20 protein-coding genes are annotated in these 16044 nt (G+C 60.2%); 5 read left to right on the top strand and 15 right to left on the bottom strand.

Features of this window, described 5'->3' with window-relative positions; translation table 11 throughout:
- Window positions 1–86: 86 nt before the first annotated feature.
- The gene (locus tag AC0J6G_RS18325; RefSeq protein WP_475250208.1) at window positions 87–521 is read right to left on the bottom strand and encodes a hypothetical protein; all 435 of its coding nucleotides are present in this window, start codon (window positions 519–521) and stop codon (window positions 87–89) included.
- A 123-nt stretch (window positions 522–644) separates the two neighbouring features.
- Between AC0J6G_RS18325 and pip the strand changes: the two genes are divergently transcribed.
- Complete coding sequence (gene pip / locus AC0J6G_RS18330) at window positions 645–1619, top strand: prolyl aminopeptidase (RefSeq protein ID WP_475250210.1); 975 nt, start codon at window positions 645–647, stop codon at window positions 1617–1619.
- A complete protein-coding gene (gene dtd, locus AC0J6G_RS18335; RefSeq protein ID WP_475250212.1) occupies window positions 1616–2053 on the top strand; it encodes a D-aminoacyl-tRNA deacylase in 438 nt (145 codons plus the stop codon). The genes pip and dtd overlap by 4 nt, the downstream gene beginning before the upstream one ends.
- A gap of 17 nt (window positions 2054–2070) precedes the next feature.
- On the opposite strand, the gene AC0J6G_RS18340 is transcribed toward dtd, so the two are convergent.
- The 9 genes from AC0J6G_RS18340 to ubiE all read right to left on the bottom strand — a co-directional run bounded on the left by AC0J6G_RS18340 (window position 2071) and on the right by ubiE (window position 7985).
- On the bottom strand, window positions 2071–2778 hold the full coding sequence (locus tag AC0J6G_RS18340) for a 16S rRNA (uracil(1498)-N(3))-methyltransferase (RefSeq protein WP_475250214.1): 708 nt from the start codon (window positions 2776–2778) through the stop codon (window positions 2071–2073).
- The gene (tatC, locus tag AC0J6G_RS18345) at window positions 2775–3581 is read right to left on the bottom strand and encodes a twin-arginine translocase subunit TatC (protein ID WP_475250216.1); all 807 of its coding nucleotides are present in this window, start codon (window positions 3579–3581) and stop codon (window positions 2775–2777) included. Before tatC ends, AC0J6G_RS18340 begins: the two co-directional genes overlap by 4 nt.
- Entirely contained in the window at window positions 3578–3931 is a 354-nt protein-coding gene (gene tatB, locus AC0J6G_RS18350) for a Sec-independent protein translocase protein TatB (protein ID WP_475250218.1), read from the bottom strand. Before tatB ends, tatC begins: the two co-directional genes overlap by 4 nt.
- 3 nt (window positions 3932–3934) lie before the next feature.
- Window positions 3935–4174, bottom strand: a complete 240-nt coding sequence (tatA, locus tag AC0J6G_RS18355; protein WP_475250219.1) for a twin-arginine translocase TatA/TatE family subunit — start codon at window positions 4172–4174, stop codon at window positions 3935–3937.
- A 28-nt stretch (window positions 4175–4202) separates the two neighbouring features.
- Window positions 4203–4535, bottom strand: coding sequence for a phosphoribosyl-ATP diphosphatase (locus tag AC0J6G_RS18360; RefSeq protein ID WP_090255176.1), 333 nt, complete (start codon window positions 4533–4535; stop codon window positions 4203–4205).
- Window positions 4536–4542: 7 nt separating this feature from the next.
- The gene (hisI, locus tag AC0J6G_RS18365) at window positions 4543–4944 is read right to left on the bottom strand and encodes a phosphoribosyl-AMP cyclohydrolase (RefSeq protein ID WP_475250221.1); all 402 of its coding nucleotides are present in this window, start codon (window positions 4942–4944) and stop codon (window positions 4543–4545) included.
- Between the two features lie 67 nt (window positions 4945–5011).
- Window positions 5012–6601 carry a ubiquinone biosynthesis regulatory protein kinase UbiB gene (gene ubiB / locus AC0J6G_RS18370; RefSeq protein ID WP_475250223.1) on the bottom strand — a complete coding sequence of 530 codons (1590 nt, stop codon included), beginning with the start codon at window positions 6599–6601 and terminating at the stop codon, window positions 5012–5014.
- Window positions 6598–7215 carry a ubiquinone biosynthesis accessory factor UbiJ gene (locus AC0J6G_RS18375; protein ID WP_475250225.1) on the bottom strand — a complete coding sequence of 206 codons (618 nt, stop codon included), beginning with the start codon at window positions 7213–7215 and terminating at the stop codon, window positions 6598–6600. Before AC0J6G_RS18375 ends, ubiB begins: the two co-directional genes overlap by 4 nt.
- Window positions 7215–7985, bottom strand: a complete 771-nt coding sequence (gene ubiE, locus AC0J6G_RS18380) for a bifunctional demethylmenaquinone methyltransferase/2-methoxy-6-polyprenyl-1,4-benzoquinol methylase UbiE (RefSeq protein WP_475250227.1) — start codon at window positions 7983–7985, stop codon at window positions 7215–7217. Before ubiE ends, AC0J6G_RS18375 begins: the two co-directional genes overlap by 1 nt.
- A 204-nt stretch (window positions 7986–8189) precedes the next feature.
- Here ubiE and AC0J6G_RS18385 point away from each other — a divergent pair, with 204 nt between their 5' ends.
- The 3 genes from AC0J6G_RS18385 (at window position 8190) to AC0J6G_RS18395 (ending at window position 9763) form a co-directional block, all read left to right on the top strand.
- Window positions 8190–8468 (top strand): polyhydroxyalkanoic acid system family protein, encoded by a 279-nt coding sequence (locus AC0J6G_RS18385; RefSeq protein ID WP_475250229.1) that lies wholly within the window; start codon window positions 8190–8192, stop codon window positions 8466–8468.
- A gap of 130 nt (window positions 8469–8598) precedes the next feature.
- Window positions 8599–9039 carry a phasin family protein gene (locus tag AC0J6G_RS18390; protein ID WP_475250231.1) on the top strand — a complete coding sequence of 147 codons (441 nt, stop codon included), beginning with the start codon at window positions 8599–8601 and terminating at the stop codon, window positions 9037–9039.
- 10 nt (window positions 9040–9049) lie between these two features.
- A complete protein-coding gene (locus AC0J6G_RS18395) occupies window positions 9050–9763 on the top strand; it encodes a phasin family protein (RefSeq protein WP_475250233.1) in 714 nt (237 codons plus the stop codon).
- Between the two features lie 61 nt (window positions 9764–9824).
- Here AC0J6G_RS18395 and AC0J6G_RS18400 read toward each other — a convergent pair whose 3' ends face one another.
- The 5 genes from AC0J6G_RS18400 to AC0J6G_RS18420 form a co-directional block, all read right to left on the bottom strand.
- Complete coding sequence (locus AC0J6G_RS18400; protein WP_475250235.1) at window positions 9825–10439, bottom strand: TetR/AcrR family transcriptional regulator; 615 nt, start codon at window positions 10437–10439, stop codon at window positions 9825–9827.
- Between the two features lie 87 nt (window positions 10440–10526).
- Entirely contained in the window at window positions 10527–12209 is a 1683-nt protein-coding gene (phaC, locus tag AC0J6G_RS18405) for a class II poly(R)-hydroxyalkanoic acid synthase (RefSeq protein WP_475250237.1), read from the bottom strand.
- Window positions 12210–12413: 204 nt separating this feature from the next.
- Complete coding sequence (gene phaZ / locus AC0J6G_RS18410) at window positions 12414–13274, bottom strand: poly(3-hydroxyalkanoate) depolymerase (RefSeq protein WP_475250239.1); 861 nt, start codon at window positions 13272–13274, stop codon at window positions 12414–12416.
- Window positions 13275–13429: 155 nt separating this feature from the next.
- Entirely contained in the window at window positions 13430–15109 is a 1680-nt protein-coding gene (gene phaC, locus AC0J6G_RS18415; protein WP_475250241.1) for a class II poly(R)-hydroxyalkanoic acid synthase, read from the bottom strand.
- A 525-nt stretch (window positions 15110–15634) separates the two neighbouring features.
- The gene (locus tag AC0J6G_RS18420) at window positions 15635–16009 is read right to left on the bottom strand and encodes a gamma-butyrobetaine hydroxylase family protein (RefSeq protein WP_475250243.1); all 375 of its coding nucleotides are present in this window, start codon (window positions 16007–16009) and stop codon (window positions 15635–15637) included.
- Window positions 16010–16044 lie beyond the last annotated feature (35 nt).

A 16044-nucleotide genomic window follows, 5' to 3' on the forward strand; every position in this document is an offset into this window, starting at 1 on the left:
GCGGCTTATCGGTCTACTTTCGCGTCTTCTGTCGCTGCAAGTCGATGACTTGCAGCGCAGCAAGATTCCCAGCTGCGTTTGGCCGGCTATTGCCAACCTAGCCGCGCCAGTTTCCATTCATCACCCTCCAGCCACCACTCCAGCTTGACGCTGTAGTGGCGGGCGCTGTCGGGGATCAGGCCTTCGGCGCCGGTCAGGCCGACTTGGGCCTCGGTGTGGCCTTTTTCGCGGTAGGTCGCGTCAACGTAGCTGGCCTTGCTCAGGGCCAGCACCTTGATGTGCTTGTGGCGCATAAACAGCAGCAACATGGTGCGCTGCGCCCACTCGCGGTCAAATTCGCCTTGGGCCGAGAACTGCGGATGCAACTGGTCGAGTACCGCGGTGTTTTTCTTGGCCTCAAGGTTGTCCTGCAACTGTTGCACAGCGGCTTCCAGCGCGGCCTGCGGGTCGTCTTTTCCGCCGCAACCGGCGAGCAGGGTGCAAAACATTACAAAAGCTAAGGCAAATATCCGTGTTGGCATGCTCAACTCCTTTTTCATGGTTATGATGCCCCGCAGTGCATCAGCGCTTGCGCCCGTGGTTGTGTTGCGCAGGGCCGTTAACAGTTACGCCATGCATTATTCAGGTCAAGTCAGGAGCATGCCATGCAGACCGTGTATCCGGAGATAAAACCCTACGCCCGTCATGAGTTGGCCGTGCAAGCGCCGCACGTGCTGTATGTGGACGAAAGCGGTTCGCCGGATGGTCTGCCTGTGGTGTTTATCCACGGCGGGCCGGGGGCCGGGTGTGATGCTGCCAGCCGGCGCTATTTTGATCCCAATCTCTACCGCATCGTCACCTTCGACCAGCGTGGCTGCGGTCGCTCAACGCCCCACGCCAGCCTGGAGAACAACACCACCCAGGCGCTGATCGCCGACATGGAGCAGATCCGCGAGCACCTCGGCATCGACAAGTGGGTACTGTTCGGCGGATCCTGGGGTTCGACCCTGGCCTTGGCTTACGCCCAGGCTCACCCGCAGCGTGTGCATGGGTTGATTCTGCGTGGCATCTTCCTGTGCCGGCCGCAGGAGTTCGACTGGTTCTATCAGGAGGGCGCGAGCCGCATGTTCCCTGATTACTGGGAAGATTACCTGGCGCCGATCCCGGCAGATGAGCGCGGCAATCTGATGCAGGCCTTTTATAAACGCCTAACCGGCCCGGACCAGATCGCCCAGATGCATGCGGCCAAAGCCTGGTCCACGTGGGAAGGCCGTACCGCCACCCTGCGCCCCAATCCGCAGGTGGTCGACCGCTTCAGCGATGCCCACCGCGCGCTGTCGATCGCCCGGATTGAATGCCATTACTTCGTCAACAACGCCTTTCTTGAACCCAATCAACTGCTACGCGATATGCCGAAGATCGCCCACCTGCCCGGCGTGATTGTGCATGGCCGCTATGACGTGATCTGTCCGTTGGACAACGCCTGGGCGCTGCACCAGGCATGGCCCAACAGCGAGCTGCAAATTATCCGCGACGCCGGGCATTCGGCCGCCGAGTGTGGAATTACTGATGCGCTGGTGCGCGCCGCAGATGAACTGGCGCGGCGCCTGCTTAATCTATCGCCGGAAGAGGAAGCATGAAGGCATTGATTCAGCGGGTGCGCAGTGCTCGGGTTGAGGTCGCGGGTGAGGTGGTTGGCGCAATTGATCAGGGCTTGCTGGCACTGGTTGGCGTCGAGCCGCAGGACACGCCCGCCAGCGTTGAGAAAGTTCTGCACAAACTGCTCAACTACCGGGTATTCAGTGACGCGGCGGGTAAGATGAACCTGTCGCTGAGCGACGTCGGCGGCGGCTTGCTGCTGGTGTCGCAATTCACCCTGGCCGCCGACACCAAGAGCGGTCTGCGCCCAAGCTTCTCCAGCGCCGCGCCGCCAGCCCTCGGGGCCGAGCTGTTTGACCTGCTGGTGGCGCAAGCCCGGGTTAAACATCCGCAGGTCGCCACCGGCCAGTTCGGTGCGGATATGCAGGTGCACCTGATCAATGACGGGCCAGTGACTTTTCTTCTAGAGAGCTAGCGCCCGAGCCCGGCGGGTTAGAACAACCGCGCCAGCAGCGCAGTAACGGCGGTTTCCACTCGCAGAATCCGCGCGCCCAGTTGCACAGGTTGCAGGCCGGCTTGCTGCAGTTTTTCCACCTCGTAGGGAATCCAGCCGCCTTCCGGGCCGATAGCCAGGGTTACCGCCTGTTCGACTGCGCGCGGGCAGGCTGGGAAGTCGCCGGGATGGCCCACCAGGCCCATGGTGCCGGCTGCGATAGCGGGCAGCTGGTCTTCGACAAAGGGTTTGAAGCGCTTCTCGATAATGACTTCCGGCAGCACCGTGTCCCGAGCCTGTTCCAGGCCGAGGATCAGCTGTTCGCGAATCGCTGCTGGCTCGAGGAAGGGCGTCTGCCAGAAGCTTTTTTCCACTCGGTAGCTGTTCAGCAAAATCAGTCGAGGCACGCCCATGCTGCTGACGGTTTGCAGTACACGGCGCAGCATCTTCGGTCGGGGCAGGGCGAGCAACAGGGTCAGTGACAGTTTGGCTGGCGGCGGTTGATCGAGCTGCACGCTCAGCTCGGCCTGTTCGGCGTCCAGGCGCAGCAGTTGGCCGCTGCCCATCAGGCCATTCAAGCGGCCCACGCGCAGGGTATCGCCTGCTTCAGCGCGGTGGACGTCATGCAGGTGCTTGAGGCGGCGGCCGCTGAGCAGCACGCGGTCAGCGGCGATAAAGTCGCCGTCTTCCAGTAGCAGCAGGTTCACGGTTGCGCAGCGGGCGGTTGGTCGTTGGAAGGGCTGTCGCTTTCGGCTTCTTGCGCTGCAGCGTCCTGTTCGTCGCGGCGTTTGACCAGGCTGCCGCAGAGCAGGCCGGCTTCAAACAGCAGCCACATAGGCACGGCCAGCAAGGTCTGCGAGAACACATCGGGCGGGGTCAGCACCATGCCGACGACAAAGCAGCCGACAATCACGTAGGGCCGGCTTTTGCGCAGGGTGGCGACATCGACAACCCCGACCCAGATCAGTAGAAAGGTGGCAATCGGGATTTCGAACGCGACGCCGAAGGCGAAGAACAGGGTCAGCACAAAATCCAGGTACTGGCCGATGTCGGTCATCATCGCCACGCCTTCAGGGGTCACGCTGGCGAAGAAGCCGAACATGATCGGGAATACCACGAAGTAGGCGAAGGCCATGCCAGCGTAGAACAGCAGGATGCTGGAGATCAGCAGCGGGACGGCAATGCGCTTCTCATGCTTGTACAGCCCCGGCGCGATAAAGCCCCAGATCTGATGCAGGATGATCGGGATGGCGAGAAATAGCGCGACCATCAACGTCAGCTTGAACGGCGTCAGGAATGGCGAGGCCACCCCTGTGGCGATCATCGTCGCGCCTTCCGGCAGGTAGGCGCGCAGCGGTGCGGCGACCAGCGCGTAGATGTCTTGGGAGAAATAAAACAGCCCGGCAAACAAGGCGAATACCGCCGCCACAATGCGCAGCAGGCGCGTGCGCAGTTCGGTCAGGTGGGAGACCAGGGGCATTTCCTGATCGCTGTCCGGTCGTTGGCTCATGGCTGCGGGTTTTTATCCTGGCGGGTGCTTTCGGTAGCGGCAACCGGCTCTGCTGCTGGGGGCGCTGCGGGGCTCGGTTCGGTGAGGGTGCTAAGCGGTGCGTTGAGGTTTTGCTTCATCGCGTTCATTTCCCGCTCCAGCTCAAGGATCTGCTCGTTATGCAGCTGGCGACGGATTTCATCTGCACCGATCTCGCGCTCGACCTCAGCCTTGATGGCACTGAAGCTGCGCTTGATCCGGCCGATCCACAACCCGGCGGTCCGCACCGCACCGGGCAGGCGATCAGGCCCCAGTACGACCAGGGCAACGATGCCGACCAGCAGCAGTTCGGTAAAACCGATATCGAACATGGCTTAGTCTTTTTTCGCCGGTTCTTCGACCTTGCGCGCCTGGGCGTCGATGGTCTGGCCTTTCGGCTCGTCCACGGCAGGGGCTGGCTTATCAGCGTCGCCGTTGTCCATCGACTTACGGAAGCCCTTGATCGCGTCGCCCAGGTCCGAACCCAGGCCCTTGAGGCGCTTGGTGCCGAACAGCATGACCACGATCAGCAGGATGATCAGGAGTTGCCAGATGCTAATGCCACCGAATCCCATAATGCGTACTCCGAAAGTGAAGGTTTAATCAGTCTTGCGAGCGTGCGGCTTTTTCCGCGTGCCCGGAGAGGCCAAAGCGTCGGTCTAGTTCGTCCAGTACCGCCTGGGGATGCTGGCCGAGGGCGGCGAGCATGACCAGGCTGTGGAACCACAGGTCGGCGGTTTCGTAAATCACGTCGCTGCAGTCACCGCTGACCGCCGCATCCTTGGCGGCGAGGATGGTTTCCACCGATTCCTCTCCGACCTTTTCCAGAATCTTGTTCAGGCCCTTGTGGTACAGGCTGGCGACATAGGAGCTGTCGGCGGCCGCGCCTTTGCGCGACTCCAGCACCTCGGCCAGGCGGCTCAGGGTATCAGTCATGCCTGTGTCACTCATGGGTATGTCCTGCGCTGTAGATGGCGTGCGGGTCTTTCAGCACCGCTTCGACGATTTTCCAGGTGCCGTTCTCAAACACCCGGTAAAAGCAGCTCTCGCGGCCGGTGTGGCAGGCGATACCGCCCAGCTGTTCAACCATCAGGATGATCACGTCAGCGTCGCAGTCCAGGCGCATTTCATGCAGTTTCTGCACATGCCCGGATTCTTCGCCCTTACGCCAGAGTTTGCCGCGTGAGCGCGACCAGTAAATGGCGCGCTGCTCGCTGGCGGTCAGGGCCAGGGCTTCACGGTTCATCCAGGCCATCATCAACACGCGGCCGGTCTTGTGGTCCTGGGCGATGGCCGGCACCAGGCCGTCGCTGTTCCAATTGATGTCGTCGAGCCAGTCAGTCATTGCTGTATCCGCCCATCTTGGGCTGCTTAATTGAGAAAGCTAGTGTGCCAGCGCGCATCCGGTGTGGCTATCGGCGCAGCACCAGATAGAGGCCGCCCGCGAGCATCAGCCAGCTCGGCCAGGCGATTAGGCTCAGCGCCAGGCCCTGAGTAGCGGCTCCGCCGATCAGGGCCGCGCCGAGCAGGCGAGCCGGCCATTGGCGGTTCGACACCGGTTGTGTCTGGCGGCTGACCGGTTGCTGATTGAGGCGCTCGAGGGTTTCACGGGCAATTTGCGACAGGTGCGGCACTTGTTCCGCCTGCAGTTGCAGGTTGCGCAGCAGCTGCAGCGGGCTGATACGTTCACGCATCCAGCGCTCAAGAAAAGGCTGTGCGGTGCTCCACAGGTCCAGGTCCGGGTACAGCTGGCGGCCCAGGCCTTCGATATTCAGTAGGGTTTTCTGTAGCAGTACCAGTTGCGGCTGCACTTCCATATTGAAGCGTCGCGCAGTCTGGAACAGACGCAGCAGCACCTGACCGAAGGAGATGTCTTTCAGCGGTTTCTCGAAGATCGGCTCGCAGACGGTGCGGATGGCCGCCTCGAAATCATTGATCTTGGTTTCCGCCGGCACCCAGCCCGAGTCGATATGCAGCTGTGCCACGCGACGGTAATCGCGCTTGAAGAAGGCAATCAGGTTGCGCGCCAGGTAGTCCTGATCTTCAGCGGTGAGGCTGCCGATGATGCCGCAGTCGATCGCGATGTACTGCGGGTTCCACGGCGTGCGGGTGCTGACGAAGATGTTGCCGGGGTGCATGTCGGCGTGGAAGAAGCTGTCGCGGAACACCTGGGTGAAGAAAATCTCCACGCCGCGTTCGGCCAGCAGTTTCATATCGGTGCGCTGGTCGGCCAGGGTTTCCAGGTCGGTGACCTGAATACCGTAGATGCGCTCCATCACCAGCACTTTCGGCCGGCAATAGTCCCAGTACACCTGCGGCACATAGAGCAGAGGCGAGCCTTCAAAGTTGCGGCGCAACTGGCTGGCATTGGCCGCTTCGCGTAACAGGTCGAGTTCGTCGTAGATGGTTTTCTCGTAGTCGCTGACCACTTCCACCGGGTGCAGGCGACGGGCGTCGGCGGAGGCGCGCTCGGCCAGTTTGGCCAGCAGGAACAGCCATGCGATGTCCTGTGCAATCACCGGCTCAAGGCCTGGGCGGATGACTTTGACCACCACTTCTTCGCCGCTTTTTAGCTGCGCGGCATGCACTTGAGCCACTGAAGCCGATGCCAGCGGCAGGGCATCAAAACGGGCAAACACCTCGCTGACCTTGGCCCCCAGTTGCGCTTCGATCAGCGCTTGGGCTTTGGCCGGGTCAAAGGGCGGCACCCTGTCCTGCAGCTTGGCCAGCTCATCGGCGATATCCAGTGGCAGCAGGTCGCGGCGGGTGGAGAGCACCTGGCCGAACTTAATGAAGATTGGCCCTAGCTCTTCCAGGGCCAAGCGCAGACGTGCGCCGCGTGACAGGTCGAGCGATGTGCGCGGCAGCCAGCGCCACGGCAAGGCATAACGCAGCACGCGCGCCCAAAAGGGCAGCGGCAGGGCGAATAACAGGTCGTCCAACTGGTAGCGAATGACTACGCGCTGGATACGCAACAGACGACGAACGGCAAGCAGCTTCATGCAGTGGGCTTATGGCGTTGGGCGAGGCGCTCGATGCGCGCGTCGAGTCGGTCAAGGGACAGCTTGAGGTGGTCCAGTTCGGCGAAGCGCGCATCAGCTTCACGTTGACCGACCAGGCTGCGGGATTCTTCACTGAGATAATCGGCCAGGTTCAGGCGCAGGCTGTCTAGCGCCTGGCTGGTCCAACTCACCCGGCTACGCAGATGGCCGCCGAGCAGTTGGCTGCCGACTGGGCCGAGCCAGCGCGACAATTCGTACTCCCAGTCCAGTTCGAGATCCTGCAGGATTTTGGCCAGCTCCAGCAGGGCGGCACTGTCGCCGTCCAGGCTGACGTCCGGGCTGTGCAGAATGCTGGTTTTGTCCTTGCTGGTGGCCAGGCGTAGCAGGCTTGCCGCGGGTGCGCGCAGATGGCAATCCGCCTCACCGGCCCATTGCGCGGCCAGTTGTAGGCCGTTGGCGCTGGGCAGGATAAACAGCTGCAGCTTTGGCGCGGCGCATTCCACGGCGATCACCCGGCCACTCAAGCGCGCCAGGCGTGGCAATGCGGTGCTGTCCATGGCCAGTACACGGTTAAGGCCGAGCTCGACGCCGGCCAGCAGCCCGGTGAGGATCATCAGGGTTTGATGCCGCGGTGCAGGGCGACGATGCCGCCGGTCATGTTATGGAAGGTCACGCGCTCAAAGCCGGCTTCCACCATCATCGCCTTGAGGGTGTCCTGATCCGGGTGCATGCGGATCGACTCGGCCAGGTAGCGGTAGCTTTCGGCGTCGTTGGTGATCAGCTTGCCGGCCAGCGGCATGAATTTGAACGAGTAGGCATCATAAAACTTCGACAGCAGCGGGCTGGAAGGCTTGGAGAATTCCAAGATCAGCAGGCGACCACCGGGCTTGAGCACGCGCAACATCGAGCGAATGGCATCTTCTTTGTGCGTCACGTTGCGCAGGCCGAAGGCGATAGTCACCACGTCGAAATGGTTGTCCGGGAACGGCAGTTTTTCTGCATCGGCCTGGACGAAGCTGACGTTGCCGGCCACGCCCTTGTCGAGCAGGCGGTCACGGCCGACGCGCAGCATCGACTCGTTGATATCAGCCAGCACCACTTCGCCAGTCGGGCCAACCAAACTGGAAAATTTGCGGGTCAGGTCACCGGTGCCGCCGGCAATATCCAGCACGCGGTTACCGCTGCGCACGCCGGACAGCTCGATGGTGAAACGCTTCCACAGGCGGTGCATGCCGCCGGAGAGCACATCATTCATCAGGTCGTATTTGGCCGCCACCGAGTGAAAAACCTCGGCGACTTTCTCTGCCTTCTGACTTTCCGGCACATTCTGGAAGCCAAAATGCGTGGTGGGTTCGCTGTCGCTGCTGTTGCGCGGGTCGTTCATCGTGCCCTTTCCTAAAACAGAGAGGCTGGATCTAGAGTGGCGCCCATTCTAAACCCAAAAAGCTGCGCTAGGTTTGGGCCGTGCGCGGCAAAGAACAAAGATCTGCGCCCGCGTTATCGCGCAAGCTGCCTGCAGCTTGCGGCCTACAGCCTTGCTATAGTCGCAGCGACTTAAGGTCGCAGTTAACCGGCGAGGAGAAATGCCATGGCCAAGATCACCGTCGAACGCCCCCACTCTCTAGGGCGTGATGCCGCTCGGGAAAAAGCTGAGCAATTGGCCGAGCGTTTGGCCCGCGAATACGACGTGCGTTACCACTGGAACGGCGACAACCTGGAATTCAAGCGCCGCGGCGCCGATGGCCGCATTGAGGTGCATGAAAACACTGTGCGTGTGCAGCTCAGCCTGGGGTTGTTGCTGTCAGCGATGAGCAGCAGCATTAAGCGTGAGATCGAAGAGGCCTTGGACAAAAACCTCAAGGCTTAAAGGTGTATCCAACAGCGGCTTTTGTGTGTTTTCGCGCGGCTTAGTATGCGGTTTCTAATTTTCATCGATATGGTGTACCCAAGCCTGCATTCCGTGGGCGTTTCCTCGAAACACTAGAGTGAGGTGCACCATGTCGAAAGTTGCCGTTAAAAAGAAAGCCGTCGTTGAAGAAAGCACCAGCGTGCTCAGCGATGCCAAAGGTTATGCCCGCAAAATCTGGCTGGCGGGGCTGGGTGCTTACGCCAAGGCCGGTCAGGAAGGTTCCGAGTACTTCAAAGAACTCGTGAAAAGCGGTGAAGGCGTTGAGAAACAGGGCAAAAAACTGGTCAACGAGCAAGTTGAAGCCGCCAACAGCCAGATCGATAGCGTTAAGACCACTGTCACCAGCAATGTCAGCAGTGTGAAAGGCAAAGTTGAAGTGCAACTCGACAAAATCGAGAAGGCTTTCGATAACCGTGTCGGCAGCGCGTTGAACCGCCTTGGCATCCCGTCTAAGCAGGACGTAGAAGTACTGTCTGCTAAGCTGGATGAGCTGAGCGCGTTGCTCGAGCACGTCGCGCGTACCAAATAAGGAGAGCAGGATGGCCGTCAAAAAGAAAACCGAAAAGCAAACCACTTCCTGGATTGGCGAAGTAGAAAAATACTCGCGTCAAATCTGGTTGGCGGGTCTGGGCGCTTACTCCAAGGTCAGCAAGGACGGCAACAAGCTGTTCGACACGCTGGTTAAGGATGGCGAAAAAGCTGAGAAGCAGGCCAAGAGCGAAGTCGACAAACAAGTGGGGGCTGTTAAGTCCACGGTTGAGTCGAAAGTAGACACCGCCAAGTCGAGAGTTGATGAAGTTAAAGACAAGGCGATGGGCAAGTGGAATGAGCTGGAAGAAGCCTTCGACAAACGCCTGAACAACGCTATCTCGCGTCTTGGTGTACCGAGCCGCAATGAAGTAAAAGCGCTTAACGCCAAAGTTGAAAGCCTGACCAAGCAGATCGAGCAGCTGACCGGTGTTTCGGTTAAATCGGTTAAGCCTGCAGTCAAGAAAGTAGCGGCTAAGCCCGCCGCTAAACCTGCTGCCAAGCCAGCTGCAAAGGTGGTCGCGAAGCCTGCAGCCAAAGCGGCTGCTAAACCGGTAGCCAAGGCGCCGGCCAAGGTCGCGGCTAAACCAGCGGCTAAAGCGCCTGCCAAGCCAGCCGTAAAACCTGCGGCTAAGCCTGCTGAGCCGGTTGCAGCTGTTGCACCCGCTCCAGCCGCTCCAGCCGTTGCTCCTGCTGCGCCTGTAACACCTGCCGCGCAGTCTTAAGACGCACAGCAGTCACCGCAAACGCCCGGCCTAGCGCCGGGCGTTTACGTTTAGGGCCGGCTCAATCCTCTAAGTAGCGCTGCGCCAGGTGTGTGGCTGCATAGCGCGACTCCTCGGCCAGGTGCGGCGCCACCAGCATCATCACCTGGTAAACCACCAGACGACTTTCGCTGTCGCGGCCGATGATGCGTTGGTAGTCGAGGGAGAACATCAGGGTCAGGGTGATTTGTTCAACCAGCTGACCCAACGACTGAGTATCGCTTTGCAGCTGCCCGGCGATTTGCAGGCGCGCCAACAGTCCGGCCAGGGTGCGCTTTAGACTGTTGAGCCAATGGCGTATGCCGCGTTCCAGTTTCGGCAGGCGACTGGTCAGGTTGGACAGGTCCTGGAACAGAAAGCGGTAGTGGGCCAGGCGTTCAACGATCAAGTGCAGAAACAACCAGTAGTCTTCTACATCCAGCTGTACGTCTTCGGGCGGTGAGAGCAGCGGTGCCAGCTCGGCCTGAAAGCGCTCGAACAGGCCAAGGATCAGCGGCTCCTTACCGTGGAAGTGGTAGTACAGATTGCCCGGGCTGATGCCCAGTTCGTTGGCGATTTCCAGGGTGGAGACATTCGGCTCGCCCTTCTGGTTAAACAGCAGCAGGGCACATTCAAGGATTCTGTCGCGGGTCTTCATTGGTTGTTCTTATTCTGGCCGCAGAACGGTTGGTGAGAACGGGCAGCAGTCACCTGCGACCCGTTTGAGCATATTGAGTGAGGCGTTTTAACGCACATGCACATAGGTGCCAGGGGCTGCTTCTGTGGCTGGGTAATGCTGGTTACCGAGAGCCATCAGGGTGTCTCGCTGCTCGCCTGAACGCTCCTGCATCCAGCTCAGCCACACGGGCCACCAGCTGCCTTGTACGTGCTCCGCGTCCTGATACCAGGCGCGCGGATCGCCGCTCAGCTTGGGGTTTTCCAGGTAGTTGGATTTAGGGTTGCCCGGTGGATTGAGGATGCTCTGGATATGCCCGCTGTTGGACAGAATAAAGCGCCGGTTGCCGCCCAGCAGCAGGGTTGAGCGATACACCGCATCCCAGGGGGTGATGTGATCGTTGATCCCGGCAACGCTGAAGCTGTCCACCGTAACCTTCTGCAGGTCGATTGGCGTGCCACACACTTCCAGGCCAAGCGGGCGGATCAGCGGGTTGTGTTGGAAGAAGTCGATCAAATCGCCATGCAGCGCAGCCGGTAGGCGAGTGTTGTCGTTATTCCAGTAGAGGATGTCGAAGGCCGGCGGCTGTTTACCGAGCAGGTAGTTGTTGATCCAGTAATTCCAGATCAGATCATTCGGGCGCATCCAGGCGAACACCCGCGCCATGTCGCGACCGTCGAGTACGCCTTGCTGATAGGAGCGGCGCTTGGCCGCTTCCAGAGTTTTTTCATCGGCAAACAGCATGGCCGGGCTGTCGATCTGACTGTCGAGTAGGCTGACCATATAGGTGGCGCTGGCCACTTTGCGCAGTTGCCGTTTGGCCTGCAGGTGGCCTTGTAGGGCGGCGATGGTCAGGCCGCCGGCGCAGGCGCCAAGCAGGTTGACGTCTTTGTTGCCGGTGATTTCACGGCAGACGTCGATGGCTTTTTCCAGGGCTTCGACATAGCTCGATAAGCCCCACTCGCGGTGTCTTGGGTCAGGGTTGCGCCAGCTGATGACAAAGGTTTGCAGGCCGTTCTTCAGCGCGTACTGGACAAAGCTCTTCTCGCTGGAGAGGTCGAAGATATAAAACTTGTTGATCTGCGGCGGTACGATCAGCAGGGGCTTGGCGTACTGCTTTTCGCTCATGGGCTTGTATTGGATCAGCTCCAGCAGCTCGCTGCGAAACACCACGGCGCCGCTAGTCGCGGCCAGGTTACGGCCAACCTCGAAGGCATGTTTGCTGACCTGGCTGGGCATGCCATCGTTGTTCACCAGGTCATCGAATAGATGCGTCACCCCCTTGAGCAGGCTGCTGCCACCGCTGTTGAACAGCTCCTTGATCACCTGCGGGTTGAGCAGGGTATTGGAGGGTGCCAGGGCATCCCCCAGCAGGGTGGCAACAAAGCGCGCGCGGGCACGGTCATCGGCGTCCAGGCTGCTCTCGTCGATCCAGTCATTCAGCTGTTTCTGACAGGCCAAGTAGGCTTGCAGGCTGCGGCTGTAAAGTGGGTTGTCACGCCAGGTCGGGTCGGCGAAACGTGGGTCATGCGGGTTGACCTTGAACGGCTTGTCGCCCAGTAGCACGCGACCCAGTTGGCCGCCGAGTGCCGCGACATGCCGTGCGCTATGAATGGGTTGTTTGACCCCTTGCAGAGCCAGGCGGCGCAGGGTGGACAGCAGGTCGCGGCCGCGCAGGCCGACCACCGCATTTTGCGCGTTCATTACGCTTGTGTTCGCCGGTAAGGCGCGTTTGGCGGGCTGGTCTCGCATTGGGCAACACTCCGTCGTCAAACCGTGAGACTTCAAGGTTGGTAGCTCAGCAGCAAGGCTTGTACCAATGCGCGCGCATGTGCGTTCCAGACTGCCGCGCGCTAGTTCTCAGGTAATACAACGTGCCCGAAAGTGGGTCAAGCCTTGAGCGTCAAGCACAGCGCCAGTGCGCGCTGCGGTTGCACTCGCCCAACCTAGGTGCGCTTAGCCCAGCGTGCGAGCAGGGGTGGGCTGCGGGTGCATGATCGCGCGCTGACGTTCTTCCTCAAGAAATTTCATGATGATCGGCGCAACGGCCTCGGCGCGGGTCACCAGAAACAAGTGACCATCGTCGATCACGTGCAATTCGGAGTTGGGGATACGCCAGGCCAGCAGGCGCATGTTCACCAGCGGGATCAGCGGGTCGTCGTCGCCGGCCATTACCAGCGTCGGTTGGCGGATCTTGTGCAGCCAGTGGATGCTGGTCCAGCCCAAGCCTGCGAACAGTTGCCAGTAGTAGCCCATCTTGCCGCCCGAGCGGACTTTACTGGCATGCGCCAGGGCCAGTTTCGGGTCGCGGCGGAATGCGCCGCCGTAGATCTCGGGGGCAATTTGCACGCCGTAGGACGGCTGCACATAACGCCGTGGGCTGGCCATGCACCAGAGCACCTTGGGTTTGCCGGGAATCATCACCGCGCCGGCCGAGGTAGCCGCGAGGATCAGCTTTTTGCAGCGCTCCGGGTAATCGTGGGCGAATTGCTGCGCCAGGGCGCCGCCCCAGGACACGCCAATCACATTGATCTGACCGTAGTCGAGGTAATCAAGCATGCGCGCCGCCAGCTTGGCCAGGCCAGGGAAGCGGTACGGCGTGCTGGGCGTAGAGGAGCCGCCAACACCGGGTACGTCGAAGGCGATGACTTCCAGGTTCGGGTCCAGGGCGCGTACGAAGGGCATGACCAGTTCGAGGTTGGCGCCAATGCCGTTGAAAATCAGCAGCGGCGTCATCTCGCCATTGCCGGGGCGAACGGCGGTGCGGATGGTTTGGCCGTCCAGTTCGATGGTGCGAAATACGAAAGGTAGCGACATGCGCAGAGGCCCTATCAGTTAAAACGCTGGGTCAGACCCTCCGGGTCTGTTCCAGAAGCGCCAGGACGAAGCCTGGTTCGCCCACCCGCTCAAGTGAACGGGTGGGCGAGCGACACATCCAGTGCCGCGGGCAGTGCTGCGCTGCGCGCAGGTGATCAGCGTTCGTGAACGTAAGTACCGGGGGCTGCTTCGCCGGCGGGGTATTTTTTATTGCCGAGTTGAGTGGGGGCTTTTTTCAGCTCGCCGGAGCGCTGCGCCAGCCAGACTTGCCAATGCAGCCACCAGGAATCAGCGTGCTTGGTTGAACTGGCCTGCCAGGTTTTCGGGTCCGCGTGCATCTGGGTGTTGGTCATGTAGCGGGCTTTCGGGTTACCCGGCGGGTTGAGAATGCTCTGGATATGCCCGCTGTTGGACAGCACGAACTCGACATTACCGCCGAACAGGTTGGCCGATTTGTAGCACGACTCCCACGGGGTGATGTGGTCGGTGGTGCCGGCCACGCAGTAGAGGTCGCTGGTGACTTGCTTGAGGTCGATTGGCGTGCCGCAAACCTCCAGCGCACCTGCGCGAATCAGCGGGTTGGAGGTAAACATGTCGATAAACTCGCCATGCAAGGCCGCTGGCAGGCGCGTGGTGTCGTTGTTCCAGTAGAGGATGTCGAATACCGGCGGCTCGTTGCCCAGCAGGTAGTTGTTGACCCAGTAATTCCAAATCAGGTCGTTGGGGCGCATCCAGGCGAACACTTTAGCTAGATCGCTGCCTTCGAGTACGCCCGCTTGGTAAGAGCGGCGCTTGGCCATCTCCAGGCTTTTTTCGTCGGCAAACAGCGCTACGTCAGTTTCCAGGCGATTATCCAGCACGCTGACCAGCAGTGTCAGCGCGTGCACTTTTTTCTCGCCGGTCGCGGCGTAATGGCCCAACAGCGATGCCGTGGTCAGGCCGCCTGAGCAGGCGCCGAGCATGTTGATGTCTTTGCTACCGGTGACGGCGCTGACCACATCAATGGCTTCTTTCAGCGCCTCGATATACGTCGACAGGCCCCACTCGCGGTGTGCCTTGGTTGGGTTGCGCCAGCTCACCACGAAGGTCTGAACGCCATGGCGCAGCAGGAAGCGCGCCACGCTCTTTTCCGGTGACAGGTCGAAAACGTAGAACTTGTTGATCTGCGGCGGCACCACCAGCAGTGGGCGCTCGTGCACCTGCTCGGTGACGGGTTTGTACTGGATCAGCTCAAGCACATCATTGCGGAAAATCACTGCGCCATCGGTGGTGGCCAGGCTTGTGCCAACCTCGAAAGCGGTCATGTTGACCTGGCTGGGCATGCCGCCATTGTTGACGATGTCCTGAGCCAGGTGCGACAGGCCGTCGAGCAGGCTTTTGCCGCCGGTTTCGAAGAAGCGTTTAACGGCAGCCGGGTTGGCCATGCTGTTGCTGGGGGCCATGGCTTCGGTCATCAGGTTGATCACGAAATGGCCACGGCTGGCATCCTGTTCAGACAGGTTGCTGTGCTCGACCCAATCATGCAGCTCTTTGCGCCACGCCAGGTAGGTTTGCAGGTAGCGACGATACAGCGGATTTTGGCTCCAGGCCGGGTCGGCAAAACGCCGGTCGCCGTCATTCGGCGTGAGGTCGGACTGGCCGAGCATCACGTTCTTCAGCTCGATGCTGAAGTGAGCAAGGTGTTTGGCGCTGTGCAGAGGTTGCTTGAGGGCTTGCTTGAGCACAATGCGGGCGGAGCTGAGCAAATCTTTGCCGCGGATACCAATCACCGGGTTGAGGCCCAAGGTGTTCTCAGATGCCTGATGCTTCAGGTCGTCATTATTCTTATTTGTCATCTACAACGCTCCATTGTCCTGAGACGAAATACCGGCGTATTGCTGTGCACGGCGACACAGGGCCAGAACCTGCTTCAAGTCTGCTGCGCATCGGTCTGCTGAGTTAAACAAGCGCGAATACGTGTGGAAAACCCTTCCACTGCGTATCCGCGTTGTCTTGACCGTCACCACGCAGTGCGTTGCACGGCCGTACCCTGCGAGAGATTGAACAGCTTCCGTGAACCTAGTATTGCCCGGATTACCAAGGGCGGATCGCTCCGCAATATGTCTCGTTTTAGGTACCGCCTAAGGCGAGAAAACTTCCAGCTACTTGGTTACCCGAGTTTGAGAATTTGTGCAAGCCAGCGGCGATCCCGGCTAAATGCACGAAGAGTATGCAGAGAAGGATTAGAAAATGCGCTCTAACTGGCTGGCAACAGCGCGCCAGAGAGGCCGCAGGGCGCGACCGGCTGTCGTGGGGCAGAAGGGAATAAGAAGCACCCCTGCGCAGCAAGCAAAGACTGGCAAGCGCAGGGCTTGGAGGCTTCAGAGCATTAACTTGACCGCGCTTTCGTTGGGGTCGCGGGATTTGCCAGCAGCATTCAGGGTGGCCAGGTAATCGCTCCACAACTCGGCCTGACGCAGGGCTAACTGCTCCAGGTAATCCCAGGTGAACAAACCGCTGTCGTGGCCGTCATCGAAGGTCAGTTTGAGGGCGTAGTTGCCGGCGGGTTCGATTTTGCTCAGGCCAACGCCGAGCTTGCCGGTTTGCAGAATGGGTTTGCCATGGCCCTGTACTTCCGCCGAGGGCGAATGCACACGCAGAAACTCAGCAGGCAGGGTGTAGTGCTCGTTTGCCCCGTAGTGCAGTTCCAGGGTTTTCGAGGCTTTGTGCAGTTTTATCGCGGTGGGGATGCGCATGATTGCTTCCTGGGTTGCCCTTAGCCCGGATTATG

This window comes from Pseudomonas sp. TS_SC_3, assembly GCF_056156225.1.